This is a genomic window from Methylomonas montana (assembly GCF_030490285.1).
Taxonomy (GTDB): domain Bacteria; phylum Pseudomonadota; class Gammaproteobacteria; order Methylococcales; family Methylomonadaceae; genus Methylomonas; species Methylomonas montana.
The window spans coordinates 505,451-526,331 of sequence record NZ_CP129884.1 but is presented as its reverse complement, the minus strand read 5'-3'; the positions used below and the strand labels follow the sequence as shown (position 1 = coordinate 526,331).

Genomic DNA, 20,881 nt, shown 5'->3' with positions numbered 1-20,881 from the left:
TCCGCATGCCAAAGCTGCAACGCAGTTTATTATGGAAAACAGGGGGCGCATGGTTCGCGCTCGGCGTTGGATTGCTGGCGACCGTCTTCGGCAGTCTTCATGTTAAACAAGACATCGAGCAAGATGCGGTAAGTCAGTTTGCCTTTACCTGCGATCAGGTCACTCTCAAAATCCAGGAGCGTCTTGGCGCCTACGCGTTGATTCTTCGAGGCGGCAGTGGCCTTTTTGCTGCGTCAGTCGAGGTTGACCGCCAGGAATGGCGAGACTACGTCGAGACATTGCATGCCGAGCGAAATGTTCCCGGCGTGGAGGGAATCGGGTTTGCACAAGTCATCCCAGCGGCCGGGCTTGCCAACCACATCGCCCGGATTCGCGGCGAAGGATTTCCCGATTACACCGTACACCCAGCTGGCGAGCGCGCCATCTACACGTCCATCGTCTACCTTGAACCTTTCCGAGACCGCAACCTGAGTGCCTTCGGTTTCGATATGTATTCCGAACCGATCAGGCGAGCCGCCATGGAACAGGCGCGCGACAGCGGCGAGGCGGCGCTGTCCGGCAGGGTCGAACTGGTGCAGGATGCGGGTGCCCAGGCGGGGGCGCTGATGTATGTTCCCGTCTATCGCAACGGCGCACCGATGGATACGCTCGAACAGAAACGGACGGCGCTGATCGGCTGGGTCTATAGTGCATATCGCATGAATGATCTGATGACCGGCATTCTTCGCGACTGGGTGAGCCAGGAAGGCAAAACCATAGACCTGCACATCTACGATGGGCTTCGGCCGATTCCCGCCAGTCTGCTCATCGACAGCAAACCCGCCAGCTCACCTGATTTGAATTCGTTGTTCTACCAGCAGCGAATGCTCGACTTCAACGGCCATCAGTGGCTGCTGGTGTTTGATAACATCGAAAGTTTGTCCGGCATCAGCTACGCTCCAGCCTGGGCAGCCCTGGCCGGAGGCCTTACCCTTAACGGTCTACTATTTTGGTTGATGCTTGCGCTGATCAACACTCGAGTCAACGCCATCCGTATCGCCGACAAGCTGACTGGAGAGATCAGGCATAGCCAGGAATTGTTGAAGGAGAGCGAATTCCGTTGGAAATTTGCCATCGAAGGTCCCGGCGACGGCTTATTGGATTGGAACTTGGCCGACAACAGCGTATTTTTCTCCAAAAGCTGGAAAGAAATGCTCGGCTTTACCGAAGATGAGATTGGCAATGGGCTGGAGGAATTAACGCAACGCATCCACCCCGAGGACACGGCAAACGCCCAAGCCACCATACAGGACTATCTCGATGGAAAAACCCCGGTTTATGTCAGCGACTACCGTGTCCGCTGCAAAGACGGCAGCTATAAGTGGGTACACGATCGCGGCATGATAGTCAGCCGTAGTAAGGACGGCAAACCCTTGCGCATGATCGGAACCCACAGGGACATCACCGAGCGCAAACTTGCCGAAGAAGAACTGCGGAGCAGCGAGGAACGGTTAAGTATCATTACTTCGTCCGCCCAGGATGCCATTATCATGCTCGACGACGCCGGGAACATCGAGTTCTGGAATGAAGCGGCTGGCAGGATATTCGGCAACGCCCGCGCAGAAGTCCTCGGGCACAATCTGCACACGATGCTGGTTCCCCTGTCCTTCAGGGAAGCGCACCGCCGGGCCTTTCCGCATTTTCAGCAAACCGGGCAGGGAGCGGCCGTCGGCAAGACCCTCGAGCTTAGCGGGCTGCGCAAGGACGGAAGTGAATTCCCTCTGGAGCTTTCACTCTCCGCGGTTCACATGAAAGGCGCTTGGCATTCGATTGGTATATTGCGCGACATCACCGAGCGCAAGTTACTGGAAGATGAGCGGGAAGAGGCGCTGAGTCGCCTCCATAAAATCGCCAGCCGGGTGCCGGGGGTTGTCTACCAATATCGTTTGCGCCCCGACGGCAGTTCCTGCATGCCTTTCGCGAGTGAAGCCATCCGTGAGATATTCCACCTCATCCCGGAGGAAGTCAGCGCGGATGCGTCCAAAATATTTGCCGCAATACACCCGGACGACTATGGCGAATTCGTCGCGTCCGTCCAGAAATCGGCGCAAGATTTAATTCCGTGGCGCCATGAGTGTCGGGTGAAGTTTGGTGACGGCACGGTGCGCTGGCTATTCGGCGACGCGTTGCCAGAGCGGGAAGTGGACGGTTCCACGCTGTGGCATGGCTTCATCACCGATATCACCGAGCGCAAACAAGCCGAAGAAAAACTCCAACTCGCCGCCAGCGTCTTCACCCATGCCCGCGAAGGCATCATGATCACGGCTGATGACGGTGCCATCATCGACGTCAATGATGCGTTCTGCGACATCACCGGCTACAGCCGCGACGAAGTCCTGGGACAGAACCCGCGCCTCCTCAGCTCCGACCTTCAGGAAATAGAATTCCACGCCGCCATGGCGCGCGATTTGATCGAGAAAGACCACTGGTACGGCGAACTCTGGAACCGGCGCAAGAACGGCGAGGTGTACGCCGTGATGCAAACCATCAGCGCCGTGCGAGATACCCAGGGCAACATCAGGCAGTATGTGGCGTTGTTCTCCGACATCACCCCGCTCAAGGAGCACGAAAGACAGCTCGAACATATCGCCCACTACGACACTTTGACCAGTCTGCCCAACCGCGTGCTGCTGGCCGACAGGCTTCATCAAGGCATGGCTCAGACTCGCCGGCGCGGGCAATTGCTGGCGGTGGCCTTCCTCGACCTCGATGGTTTCAAATCCATCAACGACAATCACGGGCATAAAGCCGGCGACCAGTTGTTGATCGCCTTAGCCTCCCGCATGGCAAAGACCCTGCGCGAAGGCGACACCCTTGCCCGCCTGGGCGGCGACGAGTTCGTTGCCGTGCTGCTTGACCTGACCGACGTCGAAACCAGCGTGCCGATGCTCACCCGCCTCCTCACCGCTGCTGCCCAGCCTGTGCAATCGGGTGACCTTGTGCTCCAGGTCTCGTCCAGTATCGGTGTCACCTTCTACCCTCAGGCGGAGGACATCGATGCGGATCAACTCCTGCGCCAGGCTGACCAGTCCATGTATCAGGCCAAACTGGCCGGCAAGAACCGTTACCATGTCTTCGACGCCGAGCAGGACTGCAGCATCCGTGGCCATCACGAAAGCCTGGAGAATATCCGTCGCGCCCTGACCGAGCGCGAATTTGTGCTGTATTACCAGCCCAAGGTGAACATGCGCACGGGGGAGGTTATCGGCGCCGAGGCCCTGATCCGCTGGCAACACCCGGAAAGAGGTTTACTACCGCCGGACTTGTTCCTGCCTGTGATCAATAATCATCCTTTGGCCGTCGAAGTCGGCGAGTGGGTGATCGACGCGGCGCTGACCCAGATGGTGCTCTGGCATGCCGTTGGACTGGAGATCCAGGTTAGCGTCAATATAGGTGCCCACCAGTTGCAGCAAGCGGATTTCGTCGAGCGCCTGCGCGCCCATCTGGCGGCACATCCGGAAATCATGCCCTGCTGTTTCGAACTTGAGGTGCTGGAAACTAGCGCTCTGGAGGATCTGCCCCGAGTGTCCCATGTCATCGAGGCTTGCCGGGAGATGGGGGTGATGTTTGCCCTGGACGACTTTGGCACCGGTTATTCCTCACTGACCTATCTGAAACGCCTGTCGGTCGCTCAGCTCAAGATCGACCAGAGCTTCGTGCGCGACATGTTCGACGACCCGGACAACCTGGCCATTCTTGAGGGTATGGTCAGCCTGGCCACGGCCTTGCACCGCCAAGTCATTGCCGAAGGGGTGGAGACCGCAGAACACGGCGAAATGCTGCTGCAACTCGGCTGCGACTTGGCCCAGGGCTACTACATCGCGCGCCCCATGCAGGCACACGAGTTAGCCGCCTGGTCGGCGGCCTGGCACCCCAATCCAGCCTGGGGCAACCTGCCCTGCATCAAACACGATGATTTACCGCTGCTGTTTGCCGGCACCGAACAACGCGTCTGGGTTGCAGCCATCTCAAGCTACCTCATGGGCATGCGTGAAGCTCCGCCGCCACTGGATACTCAATGTCGTTTCGGTATGTGGCTGAGTGCCGAGGGTCTGGCCCGCCATGCGACACAACCGACTTTTGCTACCCTCAAACCGCTGTTCCAAAAGTTACGATCGTTGGCAGCAGAGCTGTGTGAACTCCATGCACGGGGCTGCACCCCGGAGGCGCTAGCGAGACTTGGAGAACTTCGTGGTTTGCTGGATGCCTTGCTTGAACAATTGCAGGCGATGATCCAGGCAATCCGGCAGTAGACGGAACGCGGCCAACGTCGACCCGATACAGCGGCGGCATCGCCACGAATAGGTGCCCTGCCCTGACCAGCACGTTGAAATGCTGGTAAAACAGCGCAGATCAGGGTGGCGATATCGCGCTCTTACCCTTGATGTAAGCTTTCACTTGGGATACCGCATATTTGGAGTGACTTAAGCTTTCGTTCGCGTCCATCAGGTCTCCTCTTGCGTGTGCTTGGCGGCTCACGCTCTGGAGCGTCCTAGTGTGGGCTCCTCTAAATGTCAAACTTAGGCTGTCTCCCCGACTGAGCCGGGGGATTTCTCATTATTGGTTAATAGTTGAATTTCAACTCGGCAATATACGTACGTTGCGGAAACACGTGGAAAATCCAGTATTTTTCATTGGTGATATTGTCAATGCCGGCGGAAAGCGTCAACTGCTTGGTCAACTGATATTTGGCCCGGGTATCCACGACGAAAAACGCACTACCCGTGCCGGTATAGGTATCCGGATTGACATCGCTGTTATCGATCTGCCCGTATTGCTGACTGCTATAACGCCCGCTGACAGAGGACGTAAAATCCTTAGTAACATGGTATGTGGCCGTAGCACTGGCCCGCCACTCAGGCACTCTAGGCTGCAGTTTACCCACCGACGAAGGTAAGGCCGCATTTTTATCGATCCGCGAATGTGCCCAAGTCACGTTGCCGGATAAATCCAAACCCTGGATACCAACATTGCTGTGTTCACCGGAAAACTCCCAACCATAGGTGCTGATCTGGTCGATGTTTTGGGCATAGGATAAGGTGGAGTTAGTCGCTGGACTAAAAGTCGTTTGACTGTAGATGGCGTCGTAAACCTTCTCGTGAAACAAGCTTAAGCGCAATGAACCTTCGTTTAGGAAATACTGGCCGGAAAGCTCGGAAGACAAGGCCTCTTCAGGCTTCAGCGTGGGATTTGGATTAACGATATTAGCGGTGCCGCCGGAACCCACGTTAGACCCCTGAAACAATTCCGTCACCGTCGGGAAACGGTAAGCCTGAGCTAACGAGCCGGTAAATTTCCAACTATCCGTTGGCTTCCAGGCCAGCGATGCCTTGGGGGAGAACCGTAAATCGCTGCGGTTGGACTGATTGATCGTTCTGCCATTGGAGCCGGTATTGGTGCCGTCGAAAGCATTCCAGCTTTCCAGACGCCCACCCAAGGTCAGCGTCCACGCCGGATCGAATGTCCAGGCATCCTGTAACCAAACGGCATTGGTTTCGGTCTTGCCTTGAGAGTTGGTAAACAAGCTACCCTTGCCGCCATATAACCAATTGGATGTGTTGTATTGCTGATTGTTTAATTCGTAAAGATCATGATGATAGCCAAAGCTAACATGGTGCGGCCCCCATGCGGAATCAGGACGCCAGATGCCCTTAGCATCGACCGTGTGCCAACCGGTATCTTTTAAACTGGTAATTCTACCGGCGCCGCCGGCATCAGCTTGATTCGGCGCAACCGTCGGCGCTCTTTGCTCATCCTGACCGTAATTGATCACACTGCCGGTCAATTCCCAGTCGAAAATCCCTCCGGTGTTGGATTTTAAAGCCATACCATGAGACCAGTGCATTTGCTGATAGTCATTGGAGGCGAATGACGGACCTGAATTGAGGTTATAGTTCCTGCCGCCGAAATTTATCAACCCGCTATTGACCGGCGCACCGGTTGTTGCGTTACGCAAGTAACTGTTAAAACCGCCGCTTTCATCGTTTTGCCATAAGCCCAGGGTATAGGATGCTTTAAGGGTTGGCGTAATATCGTAAGCCAGCTTCCATTTGAAGTTGTCTTGGACCGTATGCCGTATATTACCTTCACCGATTGCAAATATTCTTTGGGTGCCGCTTCTATCGACATCCCCAACAGCACCGGTCACAGCCACACCTCCAGCACCTGAGCTAGTGGGAAGATATGAGTAACTTATCGGCTGACTATGTGCATCCAAATGGCTGACATCAAAGCGCCAGGAAAAATCGCCATGCCGACTACCCAGGTTGGCGGTGTATTGCTGCGAATCGTAGGTATCGGTGTGCCCGTAAACATCGTATTCCTGCCAAGCAGACTGCACGCCGCCGCCCGCCTCGAATTTTTCCGGCATCCGGGTGGTAATGTCAATCACGCCACCGATAGAGTTACCGCCATAGGCCGCGGAAAACGGACCGTACATCACGTCGACCCGTTCGATTTCCGACGGCGAAACCATGTTCCAGCGCGGCGAACCGGTCATGCCGTTGTTATTGCCCAGCAACGAGGAGAGCAAAATGCCATCGGCATAAATCAAACTGCGCGCGCTGGAGCCAGTACCTGATGTGCGCATCGATACCGGCATTTCCTTATCGCCGATATAGCGCTTACGCACCAGAATATTAGGCAGATACTTGATCGCATCCTCGGTGTTCATCACATTGACGGTATCTTCCAGCTTTTCCTTGGTAACGCTCTCCGTGACAGCAGGCAGTTTATATTTTTCCGTCGCCGTTTGGGCGGCGGCTTTCTCGCTGTCCGCAGTAACCGTCATCTCCGGCAGAACCGTAGCGGATTTGCTGTTCCCTTTTTCGTCGGCCGCAGCGTTTTCTGCTGCTTCGGCCACCGTTAGACCGGGCAAGATTGTCAGCAGCATTGCGCCAATCAGCGGGGGCTTGACGCGAAGTTTGATTTTTGAATGTTTCATAGGATTTAGGAATTAAAAAGATACGCAGTCAATGCCGAATATGTCGTTTTGCCAATTATTCAGAGAGGCTTTGATTAGCAGTCCACGAATTTTTATTTGTTTTCACACGTTTTTATTTAACAGTTCGCTTCTGTCAGCAAATTTCAGTCCTTATCAACGTTTTACAAATATATCAATATGATAAAAATCAGGATTCATATAAACGACCTATGAAATCAAAAAACTATGGCAAATAGCTCATATTTTATGCGTCAAATAACATAATTTAATTGCGCCCCCTGTTTCCTTATTATCCAAACACGGCTGCGCCACCGAGTGAAGGCCTTGCCTAATCAGAAACTAGGATCTATCGCGCAAACAAAAAGCCCTTGCCGGCTTTTCAGCTGACAAGGGCTTTTCGGTATCGATCAGCCGGCTTTAATTATTCCGCGTCTAATTCATCCGCAGACAGTTTTTTGCCTGGAAAATAGTTAGGCGCGACACTAATCAGGATGGTCAGGAAAGTCGCAATATACGGCACTGACTGCACCGCCAGCACCGCCACCCACAATCTGCCGCTCATATTGTCGAAATGCGGCTCCATGCGCATCGCCACGATGCCGGCAGCCAACAAAATCAGTAACAACAACTCTTGCCAAATGATCAACAAGCCAGCCACCAACGGCCCTTGCTGTTCGTATTTGGGCGTACGCATAAACGGTTTGCCTGAGGTAAACAAGCCTTGCAAGGTACCGCGCGCCACGGTGTGGGTTAACGACAGCCCAGCCAACGCAGCACCTAATGCATGCAACATCGAACAAGCCACCCTTGCCTTGTACAGCCATAGACCGCGCAAGATTTTGAAGGCAAACAAGCCTATGGTCGGCAATAGAAAGGCGTTGACCGGCAACTCGCTGTGGCGCGGATCATAGAGCAGCAAAGCGGTCAGCACCAGACTGGTGCCGGTAAACAACAAGGCCAACGCATCGGAAAACCACGGCAACCAACCCGCCACAAAGTAATAACGCTGCGCCGAGGTAAGCGACGATTTTTTATTGGGCAAGAAATGCCGCCAATGCTTTTTGATGATCTGCATCGCGCCGTATACCCAACGGAAACGCTGGGTCATGTAGCCGGAGAAAGTATCCGGCATCAAGCCTCGGCCGAAAGATTCTTTGCAATACACCGAATCGTAACCGGCCTCATACAAGCGCAAGCCCAACTCGCTATCCTCACAGATACACCACTCGCCCCACGGACCGACCTTGTCGAAGGCCGATTTGCGGACCATGGTCATCGTGCCGTGCTGAATGATGGCATTGAACTCGTTGCGTTGCACCATACCGATATTGAAGAAACCGGCATACTCCCAGTAGCAAATATCCTTGAATGCGCCTTGATTGGCATCCCGATAATCCTGCGGCGATTGTACGAAGCCGACATTTTCCTGATCGAAATACGGCACCATCGCTTTCAACCAATCCGGGTTCAAGATGTAATCGCTATCGATGACCGCGATGATTTCGGCGTCCTCGGCGGTATTGGTCAATGCATAATTGATCGCACCAGCCTTGAAGCCGGGCCAGTTGTCCAAGTGGAAGAAGCGGAATTTAGCACCCAGTCGATCACAATCATCCCGCACTGGTTGCCAAACAGCCGGATCCTTGGTGTTGTTATCCATCACCAATACTTCGAAATTTGGATAATCGACCTTGGCCAAGGCATTCAAGGTCTTGCGCACCATTTCCGGCGGCTCATTATGGATCGGCAGATGTATCGATACTTTCGGATAACGAAAATCGGCCGACGGCGTCAAGGGCGTGAAAGTACGGCGGCCCTTACGGTGCCAGATCACTTCCGATATTTCCAAACTTTCGGTCAGCAATACCAGAACCGCCATGGCCTGCATCATCAGCAAGATTGCCCAGAACACCACCGAAAAACCGGTCTGGTATTGGGCGGCGGCTATTGAAGCCGACCAAAACAATACCGATGCCGCCAAGTTGGCGATGATGCCGAAGAAAAACTTGCCAGGCAATTTCAAACTCTTACGGGTAAATAGAAACGCTGCCATCAGGATGATACTGAGGACCGCCGCGCCGCTGGCCCAGTTACGCCAAGTTGGATTGGCCAGCACATCGCCTTCCATCGGGAACTTAGGCTGGCGATCGACGTTGAACAACCCCCAATAGGCACCGGCAGTACCTTCTATATCGATTTTCCAAGGCTGGTCGAATGCTTCAACCACGTAATAGATCAGGTTTTCCTCGGTGGCGCGATTGAGAAATTCACGCAGGAACTTGGCTTGATTGGCCAGCGAAGCCGTTGCGTGCTTAAACGGTTGACCGTCCGACGGCCAACCCACCTCGGCAATCACGATCTGTTTGCCAGGAAACATAGTTTGCAGTTCGTGATAACGTTCAAAAATATAATCGACCGCCGCCTCGATAGGAATGCCCTCCCAATAAGGCAGGATATGCACGGCGATAAAATCGACTTCCGCCACCAACTCCGGATGCGCCTCCCACTGATCCCAAGTCTCGGCAGTACTGACCGGCTTCCAGGTCCGTTTCTTGACCTCGCGGATATACTCGATCAATTCCTCAACCTGAACGTCTTTCCTTAACAGCGTTTCGTTACCGACGATGGTGCGAACAATGGCTTTCGGATACTGGTTGCTCAGCGAGATTAACGCTTCGATTTCCCGGCGGTTTTTCTCTTTGTCGGTGTCTATCCAAGCCCCCATCGCCAGATTGACCCCGCTTTTTGCAGCCAACTCTGGTACGACTTCCATGCCTTCCAGCGCCGTATAAGTCCGGATCGAATGAGCCTTATCGGACAGCAGTGCTATATCCTCGGAAATCTGTTCCTTGCTGGGATATTTAGCCTCGCGCGGATTGGAATCGCGCCGCATCGGGCTGAAAGTCAGACCCATCATGGTTTTACTCCACGACGGAATCTTCAACGGGTTATTAATGTAAGACCAGATGCCAAGGTTGACGGCAACCAGAAATACCAACGTTAGAAAGGTAGCAATTTTGGCTTTCATTTCGAGTGAGAAACTCCGCATTATGGGGATTATTAGAATTGATATTTTTGTAGTTCTGCGACATTGCCAAGACCGGCTTGGGATGACAAGCGGGCAATATCCTTTAATTCTTACAGCATCTGATTTCGACAAAGCGCATGGCACTCGTCAAGTAAGGTCACGCGCCCCTGTCAGGTAACAGCTCTACCTACAAAACACGGCGGCATCGGAAAACCCTGCCCAAGGCTGACAGCGGGCGGCATCTCTACCAACCACAAGAGCTGGTATTGAAATCCGCCACGCTTAGGCCAACCTTAAGCAGGTATGCGGGGGAGAACTGTTATTTCAACGACAGGGTTTCTACCCGGCCTTTAATTTCTATATTAAGTTTGCCTTCTTTAGCCAACCAACCGATAGCCCGTTGCACATCGTTCTTGCCCAAGCCGGTCTCAGTTGTAACCTTGTTAATGCTGGCTTCGCCATGCGAGTCCAAAAATTGCCAGATGATTCCAGCCGCTTCGCCAATTGTTTCTACCATTTCAACTCCTCATTATTTAAACAACAAAAAAAATCGGGGGTTTGTAGTTGCGCGATCGGTCAATGTACTGCGTAAACCGCGTCAAGCTTGCAAACGCAACTAGCGCTCATCAGGCAGCACAATATTGAGTTCCAATGTTTCCTGGTTACCATCCTGTTCGAAATTAACGGTGATGGCGTCCTGCCCTACGTTGACATATTTACGGATCACCGCCAGCAATTCTTGTTGCAATTGCGGCAAATAGGACGGCTGATTCCGCGACGACCGTTCATGAGCTACCAATATCTGCAACCGCTCCTTCGCTAAAGACGCGGTATTGGGCTTCGATGACCTAAAGTAATCCAAGAGACTCATCACTTACTCCCGAACAGCTTGCTAAATAAGCCTTTCTTCTCTTCGTCTATAAAGCGGTGCGGTTTGTTTTCCCCAAGATACCTAGCAACGATATCGGCATACGCTTGACCCGCGTCGCTTTGTTCGTCCAATATCACCGGGTTGCCGGAGTTTGAGGCATTCAGCACCGATTTGGATTCCGGTATAACGCCCAACAAGTGCAGCGATAAAATCTCCTGCACATCCTCGACACTCAACATTTCACCTAATTTGACCCGATCTGGAGAATAACGGGTCAGCAGCAAATATTCCTTGATCGGTTCCTCGCCCTTTTCGGCACGCCGCGACTTGCTCGCCAAAATTCCCAGCATCCGGTCCGAATCTCGCACCGAAGAGACTTCGGGGTTGGTCACCACAAAGGCGTCGTCGGCGAAATACATGGCAAGTGTAGCACCACGCTCTATTCCTGCCGGCGAATCGCAGACGATGTATTTAAAATCCTTGGAAAGTTCTTCCAGAATTTTGCCGACACCTTCCGTCGTTAAAGCGTCCTTATCGCGGGTTTGCGAGGCGGGCAATATGAATAATTGATCGCAACGCTTATCTCTGATCAGCGCTTGATTCAAGGTTGCTTCGTTATTGATGACATTAACCAGATCATAAACCACTCGACGCTCACAACCCATGATTAAGTCGAGATTACGCAGTCCCACATCAAAATCGATGACAGCCGTTTTATGCCCGCGCTTCGCCAAGCCCATGGCGATAGCGGCGCTGGTTGTGGTTTTACCCACTCCACCTTTTCCCGATGTTACTACGATAATTCTGGCCAATGTTGTTCCTCCAAGAAAAGCTTAAATATCTTTGATAATCAAAGTCTGATTATCCAGACTGATTTGTACGGGTTTATGCGCGGCATGTTTCAAATCATCGCTGATCTGATAAATACCGGCTATAGAAATCAACTCGGCTTGCAAATCCGAACAAAAAATCCGGCTGTTGACATCGCCCAACACGCCGGCCAAAGCCCGGCCGCGCAACGATCCGTAGATATGAATATTACCTTCCGCCATGATCTCGGCGCCGGCACTAACGGTTGCAGTGACGATTAAATCACCTTTTGCATAAACCCGCTGTCCGGAACGGACCGGCTGGGTGATTAACTTGTTTTCAACCGTTTGGCTGGCTGGCTTTTGCTCTTCCGGCGCGGGAGTCGATAAGGTTTTTGCCGGCGCTTTGTTGACCAGGGGCGCGTTGCTACCATGCAGTGAATGCTGAGGAAGATTCATAGCCAACGCATCGCTATTTTGTTTTTCGTTACCGCCGCGAATGCCTATCGGCATAAAGCCATGCTGGCGCACTATGCCGACTATTTCGGCAAAGTCGATAGCCAGATTTTGAGCGTTGAGTTTTTGCAGATCGATCAGTAGCGGCGAGTTTTTAAAAAACTCGGGGGCTTGCACCACCTTTTCCTTAAGCTGCTGATCGACGAGGGAGAGGTCGTTGCTGGCCAACAGTAACACCGGCACTGTCAGTGATGTGCTTTTAAACTCCAAAGCTGTTTTTTGCGAAGTTATGGTGCCAGTCGACATCGAATTTGGAAAATCAGCCAATTTATGCTCGAAATACTATCATTTTCTGTGACAAAAAGCACAGACCGTTACAGTAAAAACAAGGTTGCCAAGCCCAAAAATGTCATAAAACCAACTACATCGGTAACCGTAGTCAGCAACACGCCGCCGGCCAAGGCCGGATCGACACCGATCTTATCCAGCAATACCGGAATCGCTACGCCCGATAAGGCCGCACACACCAGATTGATCAGCATCGCCACGCCAAGCAGTATGCCAATGTGCGGATTGTGAAACCACAGTCCGGCCACCACCGCAACCACGACAGCCCAACCCAAGCCATTGAGCAAACCCACCGATATTTCCTTGAACAGCAAACTACCCGCATTGCTGGTCGTGATCTGCCGCAATGCCAGGCCTCTCACCACCAGCGTCAAAGTCTGGCTGCCGGCGATTCCCCCCATACTGGCCACAATCGGCATCAACACCGCCAACGCGACGATTTGCTGAATAGTATCTTCAAACAAGTCGATAACCGACGCCGCTAAAAACGCGGTCAGCAAGTTAACACCCAACCATAATGCTCTACGCTTGGCGCTACTGATCACCGGCGCGAACATATCCTGCTCTTCGCTCAAACCGGCCATGCTCATCAGGGAGTGATTCGCTTCATCTCTTATCAAACCAACCACGTCGTCGATAGTGATACGCCCCAATACTTTCCCATCATCCGCCAACACTGGCGCCGACAGCAGTTTTCGCCGTTCGAACAAACCAGCCACGTCGCGACTGGACATGCGATAGGGAATACCGGCACTGCGGGTATCCATCACCGTCTCGACCTTGGCATGGGGATCGTGAGTCAGTAATTGGTCGAGCGCCAACAAGCCCTGAAACTGTTCCTTGCGGTCAACCACGATCAGGCTGTCGGTGGCCGCCGGCAGCTTACCGCGCAGCCTGAGATAACGGGCCACCACATCCAAGGTCACATCGGCGCGGATAGTCAATACATCGTCGGACATCAAGCCACCCGCGGTATGCTCGTCGTAACCCAGCGCTTTTTCGAAACGATTGCGGTTATGAACGCCGATAGATTCCATGACTTGAGACAACAGCGGCTCGGGCAAGACATGCAGTAAATCCACCATCCCTTCCGCCCCCATGGATTCGGTGGCAGCGATCAAATCCTTTCTATCGGTCATTTTCAGCAAGCTACTGCCGACTTCGACATTCACTTCGACCAGAATCTCGCCGATCACCCCTGGCGGTATCAACGCCCACATCTTGGCTCGCTGTTCAGGTTCCAGGGATTCAAGTATGTGCGCGGCTTCTGCCGGATACAATGAGCGCACCAGATTTCTCATCTCGATTAGAGAGCCCTTCGCCAATACTTCCGTCGCGCGATCCAAGAGATGCGCGGTGTTTTCAAGCTTTGCTGGTGGTGTCATGAGTAAAAACCAAGAAATGAGGCGCGGCGACTGCGTTAACGCAATTCCCGGTGCCTGACGATGACGTTAGGAGTAATGCTTTGAAAATGCTTACTCAATGCTTCAACCAAATAAACCGAGCGATGCTGACCACCGGTACAACCGATGGCGATAGTCAAATAACTGCGATTGTCCGACTCGAATCGCGGCGCCCAGCGCCCGATAAAGTAACCGATGTCGTGCAGAAAATCTTTCACGATTGCTTCGTTCTGTAAAAAATCGATGACTTCGGCATGCTTACCGGTCAATCCCCGCAGCTCCGGCGCCCAATAGGGATTGGGCAGGCTGCGGGCATCGAATACAAAATCGGCATCCAAGGGGATACCGTACTTAAAACCGAAGGACTGAAACAAAATCGATAATGAACTTTTGCCTTTCTCGCCCAAGCGGTTTTTCAACAAATCCCGCAATTGATGGTAATGCGTATAGCTGGTGTCGATAACAATATCGGCGCGCGTTGCGACAGGCCGCAGCATTTCCCGTTCTATTTCCAACGCCTCGCGCAAGGGTCTGGTTTCGGTTGTCAACGGGTGCCGGCGGCGCGTTTCGCTGTAGCGTTTGAGAATAATATTCTCATCTGCCTCCATGTATACCAGCTCGCAATCAATACCTTTGTTGCGAATCGAGGCCAGGCTATCCGGAAAATAAGCCAGCTTGTCGTTGCGGTTTCTGGCGTCGATGCCGATTGCGGTTTTGCTATAGGTCTGCTCGTCTTTCAGCATTACATGATCGACAAAGTCTTCCAGCAACACGACCGGCAGATTGTCGATACAGTAATAGCCGCAATCTTCCAGAGTGTCTAAGGCGATACTCTTACCCGATCCCGATAATCCGCTGACGATGACAAGTTTCATATCCAAATCGATACAGAGCGAAAACCGCGCTCACTCTGTATCGCTCAACCTCAAATTAACGATGGTTTTGATTTTTTTCTTTATGTTTGACGATTTGTCTGTCGAGTTTGTCGACCATATTGTCGATGGCAGCATACATGTCTTCCTGCACATCCTCTGCATACAGTTTGGCACCGCTGATTTGCACGGCCGCTTCGGCTTTTTGCTCCAACTTCTCAACGGTCAAAATGACATGAACATCAACGACGTTATCGAAATGACGTTTGATTTTGCTAATTTTTTCATCGACATATGCTTTCAATGCCTCTGTGACTTCTACGTGGTGACCTGTGATACTAACTTGCATGGAATACTCCTAGTTTTAAAAATTATTCTTCCAAATCGATTAAATGTGCCTTTTCCGTTGGCTGGTCGAAGGGATGGACATCGCTTCCCGATATTTGGCAATGGTGCGGCGCGCGACGTTAATGCCCTTCTCGTTCAATAAGTCTGATATTTTACTATCGCTTAATGGTTTGGCCGGATTTTCACTGCCGACCAACTCTTTTATCAGTGCCCGGATGGCTGTTGCCGAACACTCGCCTCCGCCATCGGTACTGACATGGCTGGAGAAAAAATACTTAAATTCAATCACCCCGTGCGGCGTGTGCATGTATTTTTGAGTCGTCACCCTGGAGATGGTGGACTCATGTAGCTCCAATTCCTCGGCGATATCGCGCAACACCATCGGCTTCATCGCGATGGCGCCGTGTTCGAAAAAATCGCCTTGTTTTTCGACGATGCTTTTAGCCACTCGCAACAAGGTATCGTTGCGGCTATGCAGGCTTTTGATAAACCAGCGCGCTTCCTGCAAATGGCTCTTCATGCTGACATTGTCTTGACTATTGTCGGCGCGCTTGATCATCCCGGAATAGAAAGGATTGATGCGTAACTTCGGAGCGATCTCGGGATTCAGACTAACCAACCACTGGCCGCTGACCTTGGCGACGAACACGTCGGGAACCACATATTCGACGTCAACATCTTGCAGCCGCGCACCCGGTTTGGGATCCAAGGTTCTAATCAGCGCCAATATGCCTTTTAATACCTCTTCGCTCAAACCAACCCGTTTCATCAAGCGGACCTGGTCGCAACTGGCCAACAAATCCAGATGTCGGCAGACAAAATCCACAGCCTCGGTTTTATACGACGTAGTCGCCGGCAATTGTTGCAGTTGTATACGCAGGCAATCGGCCAGATCGACCGCAGCGACGCCAACCGGATCGAAATTCTGCACCATGTGTAACACGGCCTGGACTTCGTCCATTTCCAAACCGTCCAACTGTTCCTGTAACCCTTGCAAAATGTCGGTCAACTCACTGGTCACATAGCCGTCGTCGTTGATCGCATCGATGATAGCCACCGCAATCGCATAATCCCGGTCAGAGATCGGAATCAATTCCAATTGCCATATCAGATGATCGCGCAAGGATTCGGCCTTGCCGCGAAAGGCTTCGAACTCGGGGCTATCGCCGTCATCGCTACCGCTTGGCAGTGCGCTTTCGTAAACATCTTCCCAACTAAACTCCACCGGCAACTCGTCCGGCATATCGGTTTGCGAGCCTTCGCTGCCAACCTGATCGCTGTTATCGACCTTTTTTTCGCGAAAATCCAGATTGGGTAAATCCTCTTCCTCCACCTCCAGCATCATGTTCGATTCCAGGGCTTGCTGAATTTCCTGTTGCAAGTCCAAAGTCGACATCTGTAATAACTTGATCGCCTGCTGTAACTGCGGCGTCATGGTCAGACTCTGGCCGATACGGAGTTGTAAGGATTGCTTCATGACTACTCGAATTTCATAAACTAAATTTGTCGCCCAGGTACACTCTGCGTACCTCTTCATTATCAACAAGCTGGCGCGACTGTCCTTCCGCTATAACCTTGCCCTCATTCAAGATGTAGGCCCGATCGCATATCTCCAATGTTTCCCTAACCTTATGCTCGGTAATCAGGATACCGATGCCGCGGTGCTTAAGGTGCGCAATAATTTTTTGCAACTCCAGCACCGAAATTGGATCGACGCCGGCGAACGGTTCGTCCAACAGAATAAACTGCGGCTCGCTGGCCAAGGCCCGAGCGATTTCAACCCGGCGCCGTTCGCCCCCTGACAAGCCTAAGGCCACCTGATTACGCAAGTGGTTGATATTAAATTCGCTTAGCAATTCGTCGATCACTAATTCGATCTGACCATCGGTCAAATCGGCACGAAGCTGTAACACCGCCCGCAAATTATCGGCCACGCTCAACTTGCGAAATACCGAAGCTTCCTGAGCCAGATAACCAATCCCCAGCCGCGCCCGCCTGTGCATAGGCTGATGCGTGATACGTTGATCGTCGAGAAAAATATCGCCGCTATCGGCCTTGACCAAGCCCACCATCATGTAAAAGCTGGTGGTCTTGCCGGCACCGTTCGGCCCCAACAATCCGACCACTTCACCGGCTTCAACCTGCAAGCTGACGCCATCGACGACATTGCGGTTGTTGTAGCGCTTGAACAGTTGTTCCGCAACCAGTCGCGCCATCACTGCGCCTGCTTGGTTTTGGGCTTGGGCTTAATCACCGAATGCACACGCTTGCCATCGGATTGCTGTTCGCCGGCTTTCAATAAGGAATTAAGCGTATCGTACTCGATATATTCGCTGGATTGTTTGGCATCGCCCTGCCATACCGTGGCATTTTTCATAAAAATCAGTAAATTCTTATCCGGGTAATACTCGTTAACCAAGCCTTCACCGTGCATCTCTTCCTTGCCAACCGCCGGCAACTGCTTAAAACGCGACGGTTTGCCGGTCGCAATCAGCTTGGTAATTGCGCCATCCTTCAAATACACCACCAACTGATCGGCATCGATTTTGATACTACCCTGCGTCGCGACCACGTTACCGGTATAGGTACTGATCTGGGTCTTTTCATCATAAACCGCGTTATTGGAGTCTATATATATGGGCTGATCGGGATCAGATTCCAAACCCAGCGCCATCCGCGCCGACAATAACAGGCACAGACCGGCCATTTTACTTAATTTCATAGCGACCTTTCACTTTGGACAACAATTTCAGGTGAATCGGACTCACAAAAGTCGCTTCCATTCCTATTCCCGCCGTTTTGTTGGGCGGGCTGACGATCTCCGCCCACGCCTGTGTCTCCGCATAATGGCTGGCGAGTTTGACCCGCAAATCCGATGTGTTGATGGTCAACGCCGAGTTGGTTTTCGACGCCTCCCGATTGATATAAGCACTGCCGTTCAATTGCAAATTATCGCCGTCCGCCGCCATCACGCCACTGTCGGCTTTAATCAGCCAAGGCATTTGATCGGGGTTGTAAAGACTCATGACCGGCTTTTCCAAGTGAGTGCTGCCGTCGATCTTATAATGTTGCATTTTTTCCGCCGTCAATTCGCTTTTCGGCACGCCATCGACATTCATTTCCTTCTTGAAATAACCCACACTAAAAAAATCCGGGCTATTCTCGGCAATTTTTATTTCGGCGTCACGTTGTTCGTTAAGTTGCACCAACCACCACGATAGCAGCGCAGCCAAACCGACATAGATAAAAATCTGTAGACTTTTCAGCAATGTCATAAATAAGTCTGCAATACGTCTTCGAAGCTACCCTGGGCTTGCATGATCAAATCGCAAACTTCCCGCACAGCGCCCAGGCCACCGGGGGTCTGCGTTTGCCAATGAGCATGGTGTTTAACCGCAAAATTGGCATCCTGTACTGCCACGGCAAAACCGACCTGACGCATCACCGGCAAATCGAGTATGTCATCGCCGATATAAGCCACCTGATCGGGCGCCAACTCCAAAATTTGCAAAATTTCCGCGAACGCAGCGCGCTTGTTTTCGTGGCCTTGATACACATGCTCGACACCCAGGCCCTGCATCCGCAACGTCACCGAATTGGATTTACGGCCGGAAATCACCGCCACTTCGACGCCGGTTTGCCGCAGCAATTTAATCCCGTGGCCGTCGCGCGCATGAAAACATTTATATTCCCTGCCGCTGTCGTCGAAAAACAAGCGACCATCGGTCAGCACGCCGTCCACATCCAGGATCAGCAGTTTTAATTGTTTGACAATACTTAATTGTTGCGGATTTAAATCAAACATCGCTCGCTACTCTCAGACTATCCCGGCCCGCAACAAATCATGCATATTCAAGGCACCCAATAATTTTTGCCGATCATCGACCACCAACAAGGCGTTGATTTTTTTGGTCTCCATGATTTGCATCGCTTCTGCCGCCAACATGTCACCGCCGATCACCTTGCATGGCCCGGTCATCACTTCGACCACCTTGGTCGTATGCACATCCAAATTCTTTTCCAGCATGCGCCGTAAATCACCGTCGGTAAAAATCCCGGCGACCCGGCCTTCGCCGTCGGCAACCGCCGTCATGCCCATTTTTTTACCGGTCATCTCCAACAAGGCATCACTCACTAAAACGCTATCCGCCACCACCGGCACTTCCGCGCCGCGATGCATGATGTCGTTGACCTGCAGCAGCAGGCGCTTACCCAGACTGCCGCCGGGGTGAGACAGCGCGAAATCGTCGCGGGTAAAGCCTTTGGTTTCCAACAGCGACACCGCCAGCGCATCGCCCATCACCAATGCAGCCGTGGTACTGGCGGTCGGCGCCAAACCCAGCGGGCAAGCTTCTTGCTCGACGGCGACGTTAATATGTACCGTAGAAAATTTAGCCAAAGCCGATGCGGGATTACCGGTCAGCGCAATCAACGGTACGCCGAGTCGCTTAATGATAGGCAAAATCGTCAAGATTTCCTCGGTTTCGCCAGAATTGGACAAGGCCAACACCACATCCTGCCGGGTAATCATACCGAGATCGCCGTGGCTGGCCTCGCCGGGGTGCACGAAAAAGGCCGGCGTGCCGGTACTGGCCAAGGTGGCGGCAATTTTTCCGGCGATGTGACCGGATTTACCCATACCGGTCACCACCACCCGGCCTTTGCAAGCCAGAAGCAAATGGCAGGCGCCGACAAAATTCTGGTCGATGCGCGCGGCCAAGCCGGCAACCGCTTGCATTTCGGTTTGAATCACCGCCAACGCCAACGCTTGTATGTCTTGATCACAACCCACGCAAATCGACTCCAGGCACCCGAATAAAAAGGAACCATTATTGCATGTTATTAACCGACTTTTCACCCCAAGTCATTGACTTATTCTCGGCGAGTCATAGAAAATAGCCCGTTCCCAATCAAAAAACTCCTGCGATCCCGGTAGATGGCCAATAGCGCAAGTCCTACAGACAATATCGTTTCTATTAGCAACTTGAGCTTTTCCAGAGGCTCCAGAAAAATTTTCGACGCGGTCAATCTGGACATTCAACGCGGCAAAATCACCGCTATCATGGGCCCCAGCGGCACCGGCAAGACCACGCTACTGAAATTGATCGGCGGTCAATTGGTACCGGATCGAGGCCAAATTCATGTCGACGGTCAAAACGTGCATCGTTTGAGCACCAGAGAACTATACGAACTGCGCAAACGCATGGGCATGCTGTTCCAAAGCGGCGCCTTGCTGACCGATATGAACGTTTACGATAATGTGGCATTTCCGCTACGCGAGCACACCCATCTGCCGGAGTCGATGATCCGCAGCCTGGTTTTGATGAAACTCCAGGCCGTCGGCCTGCGCGGCGCCCGCGAGCTGATGCCCAACGAACTGTCCGGCGGCATGGCGCGGCGGGTAGCGCTGGCCCGCGCCATCGCCCTTGATCCGCTGATGATCATGTACGACGAACCCTTCACCGGCCAGGACCCGATTTCGATGGGCGCCTTGGTGCATCTGATCAAGTCCTTAAATACTACGTTAGGCTTGACCAGCATCATCGTGTCGCACGACGTCCAGGAAACCGCCGCCATCGCCGATTACATCTATGTGCTGTCCGAAGGCAAAATCATCGGCCAAGGCACGCCACAACAATTGCAAGAATCGGATTCGGAATGGGTGCAACAGTTTATGCACGGCGATGCCGACGGTCCGGTACACTTCCACTACCCGGCGCCCGACTATCTGGACGACCTGCTGGCCAGCAAATAACCACATTTA

17 protein-coding genes and 1 pseudogene are annotated in these 20,881 nt (G+C 52.6%); 2 read left to right on the top strand and 16 right to left on the bottom strand.

What is annotated here, in order from left to right; all coding sequences use genetic code 11:
• The first annotated feature begins 5 nt into the window (after positions 1-5).
• Positions 6-4,292: a PAS domain S-box protein gene (locus tag QZJ86_RS02490; RefSeq protein WP_301936151.1), complete on the top strand. Its 4,287-nt coding sequence runs from the start codon at positions 6-8 to the stop codon at positions 4,290-4,292.
• 7 nt (positions 4,293-4,299) lie between these two features.
• On the opposite strand, the pseudogene QZJ86_RS21545 reads toward QZJ86_RS02490, so the two are convergent.
• The 16 genes and pseudogenes from QZJ86_RS21545 to QZJ86_RS02415 all read right to left on the bottom strand — a co-directional run.
• Positions 4,300-4,405: pseudogene (locus tag QZJ86_RS21545) on the bottom strand (DNA gyrase subunit B); the annotation flags it as partial.
• 198 nt (positions 4,406-4,603) lie between these two features.
• Entirely contained in the window at positions 4,604-6,931 is a 2,328-nt protein-coding gene (locus QZJ86_RS02485) for a TonB-dependent receptor (RefSeq protein ID WP_301936149.1), read from the bottom strand.
• A 472-nt stretch (positions 6,932-7,403) separates the two neighbouring features.
• Positions 7,404-10,010: a glycosyltransferase gene (locus tag QZJ86_RS02480; RefSeq protein ID WP_301936146.1), complete on the bottom strand. Its 2,607-nt coding sequence runs from the start codon at positions 10,008-10,010 to the stop codon at positions 7,404-7,406.
• Positions 10,011-10,329: 319 nt separating this feature from the next.
• Positions 10,330-10,527, bottom strand: a complete 198-nt coding sequence (locus tag QZJ86_RS02475) for a winged helix-turn-helix domain-containing protein (protein ID WP_301936144.1) — start codon at positions 10,525-10,527, stop codon at positions 10,330-10,332.
• A 99-nt stretch (positions 10,528-10,626) separates the two neighbouring features.
• Positions 10,627-10,881 carry a cell division topological specificity factor MinE gene (gene minE / locus QZJ86_RS02470; protein WP_196435145.1) on the bottom strand — a complete coding sequence of 85 codons (255 nt, stop codon included), beginning with the start codon at positions 10,879-10,881 and terminating at the stop codon, positions 10,627-10,629.
• The gene (minD, locus tag QZJ86_RS02465; RefSeq protein WP_301936139.1) at positions 10,881-11,693 is read right to left on the bottom strand and encodes a septum site-determining protein MinD; all 813 of its coding nucleotides are present in this window, start codon (positions 11,691-11,693) and stop codon (positions 10,881-10,883) included. Before minD ends, minE begins: the two co-directional genes overlap by 1 nt.
• A 21-nt stretch (positions 11,694-11,714) precedes the next feature.
• Positions 11,715-12,473 carry a septum site-determining protein MinC gene (gene minC / locus QZJ86_RS02460; RefSeq protein WP_320415839.1) on the bottom strand — a complete coding sequence of 253 codons (759 nt, stop codon included), beginning with the start codon at positions 12,471-12,473 and terminating at the stop codon, positions 11,715-11,717.
• Positions 12,474-12,520: 47 nt separating this feature from the next.
• Entirely contained in the window at positions 12,521-13,879 is a 1,359-nt protein-coding gene (gene mgtE / locus QZJ86_RS02455) for a magnesium transporter (RefSeq protein ID WP_301936137.1), read from the bottom strand.
• 35 nt (positions 13,880-13,914) lie between these two features.
• Positions 13,915-14,772 (bottom strand): RNase adapter RapZ, encoded by an 858-nt coding sequence (gene rapZ, locus QZJ86_RS02450; protein WP_301936135.1) that lies wholly within the window; start codon positions 14,770-14,772, stop codon positions 13,915-13,917.
• A gap of 55 nt (positions 14,773-14,827) precedes the next feature.
• Positions 14,828-15,118, bottom strand: coding sequence for a ribosome hibernation-promoting factor, HPF/YfiA family (hpf, locus tag QZJ86_RS02445; protein ID WP_020483551.1), 291 nt, complete (start codon positions 15,116-15,118; stop codon positions 14,828-14,830).
• A 39-nt stretch (positions 15,119-15,157) separates the two neighbouring features.
• Positions 15,158-16,594, bottom strand: a complete 1,437-nt coding sequence (locus QZJ86_RS02440; RefSeq protein ID WP_301936130.1) for an RNA polymerase factor sigma-54 — start codon at positions 16,592-16,594, stop codon at positions 15,158-15,160.
• 13 nt (positions 16,595-16,607) lie between these two features.
• Complete coding sequence (gene lptB / locus QZJ86_RS02435; protein WP_301936128.1) at positions 16,608-17,333, bottom strand: LPS export ABC transporter ATP-binding protein; 726 nt, start codon at positions 17,331-17,333, stop codon at positions 16,608-16,610.
• Positions 17,333-17,839 (bottom strand): lipopolysaccharide transport periplasmic protein LptA, encoded by a 507-nt coding sequence (lptA, locus tag QZJ86_RS02430; RefSeq protein ID WP_301936127.1) that lies wholly within the window; start codon positions 17,837-17,839, stop codon positions 17,333-17,335. Before lptA ends, lptB begins: the two co-directional genes overlap by 1 nt.
• Positions 17,826-18,392, bottom strand: coding sequence for an LPS export ABC transporter periplasmic protein LptC (gene lptC / locus QZJ86_RS02425; protein WP_301936125.1), 567 nt, complete (start codon positions 18,390-18,392; stop codon positions 17,826-17,828). The genes lptA and lptC overlap by 14 nt, the downstream gene beginning before the upstream one ends.
• Positions 18,389-18,922 carry a 3-deoxy-manno-octulosonate-8-phosphatase KdsC gene (kdsC, locus tag QZJ86_RS02420; protein ID WP_301936123.1) on the bottom strand — a complete coding sequence of 178 codons (534 nt, stop codon included), beginning with the start codon at positions 18,920-18,922 and terminating at the stop codon, positions 18,389-18,391. The genes lptC and kdsC overlap by 4 nt, the downstream gene beginning before the upstream one ends.
• A gap of 12 nt (positions 18,923-18,934) precedes the next feature.
• A complete protein-coding gene (locus QZJ86_RS02415) occupies positions 18,935-19,909 on the bottom strand; it encodes a KpsF/GutQ family sugar-phosphate isomerase (protein WP_320415838.1) in 975 nt (324 codons plus the stop codon).
• Positions 19,910-20,053: 144 nt separating this feature from the next.
• Between QZJ86_RS02415 and QZJ86_RS02410 the strand changes: the two genes are divergently transcribed.
• On the top strand, positions 20,054-20,872 hold the full coding sequence (locus QZJ86_RS02410) for an ABC transporter ATP-binding protein (RefSeq protein WP_301936121.1): 819 nt from the start codon (positions 20,054-20,056) through the stop codon (positions 20,870-20,872).
• Positions 20,873-20,881 lie beyond the last annotated feature (9 nt).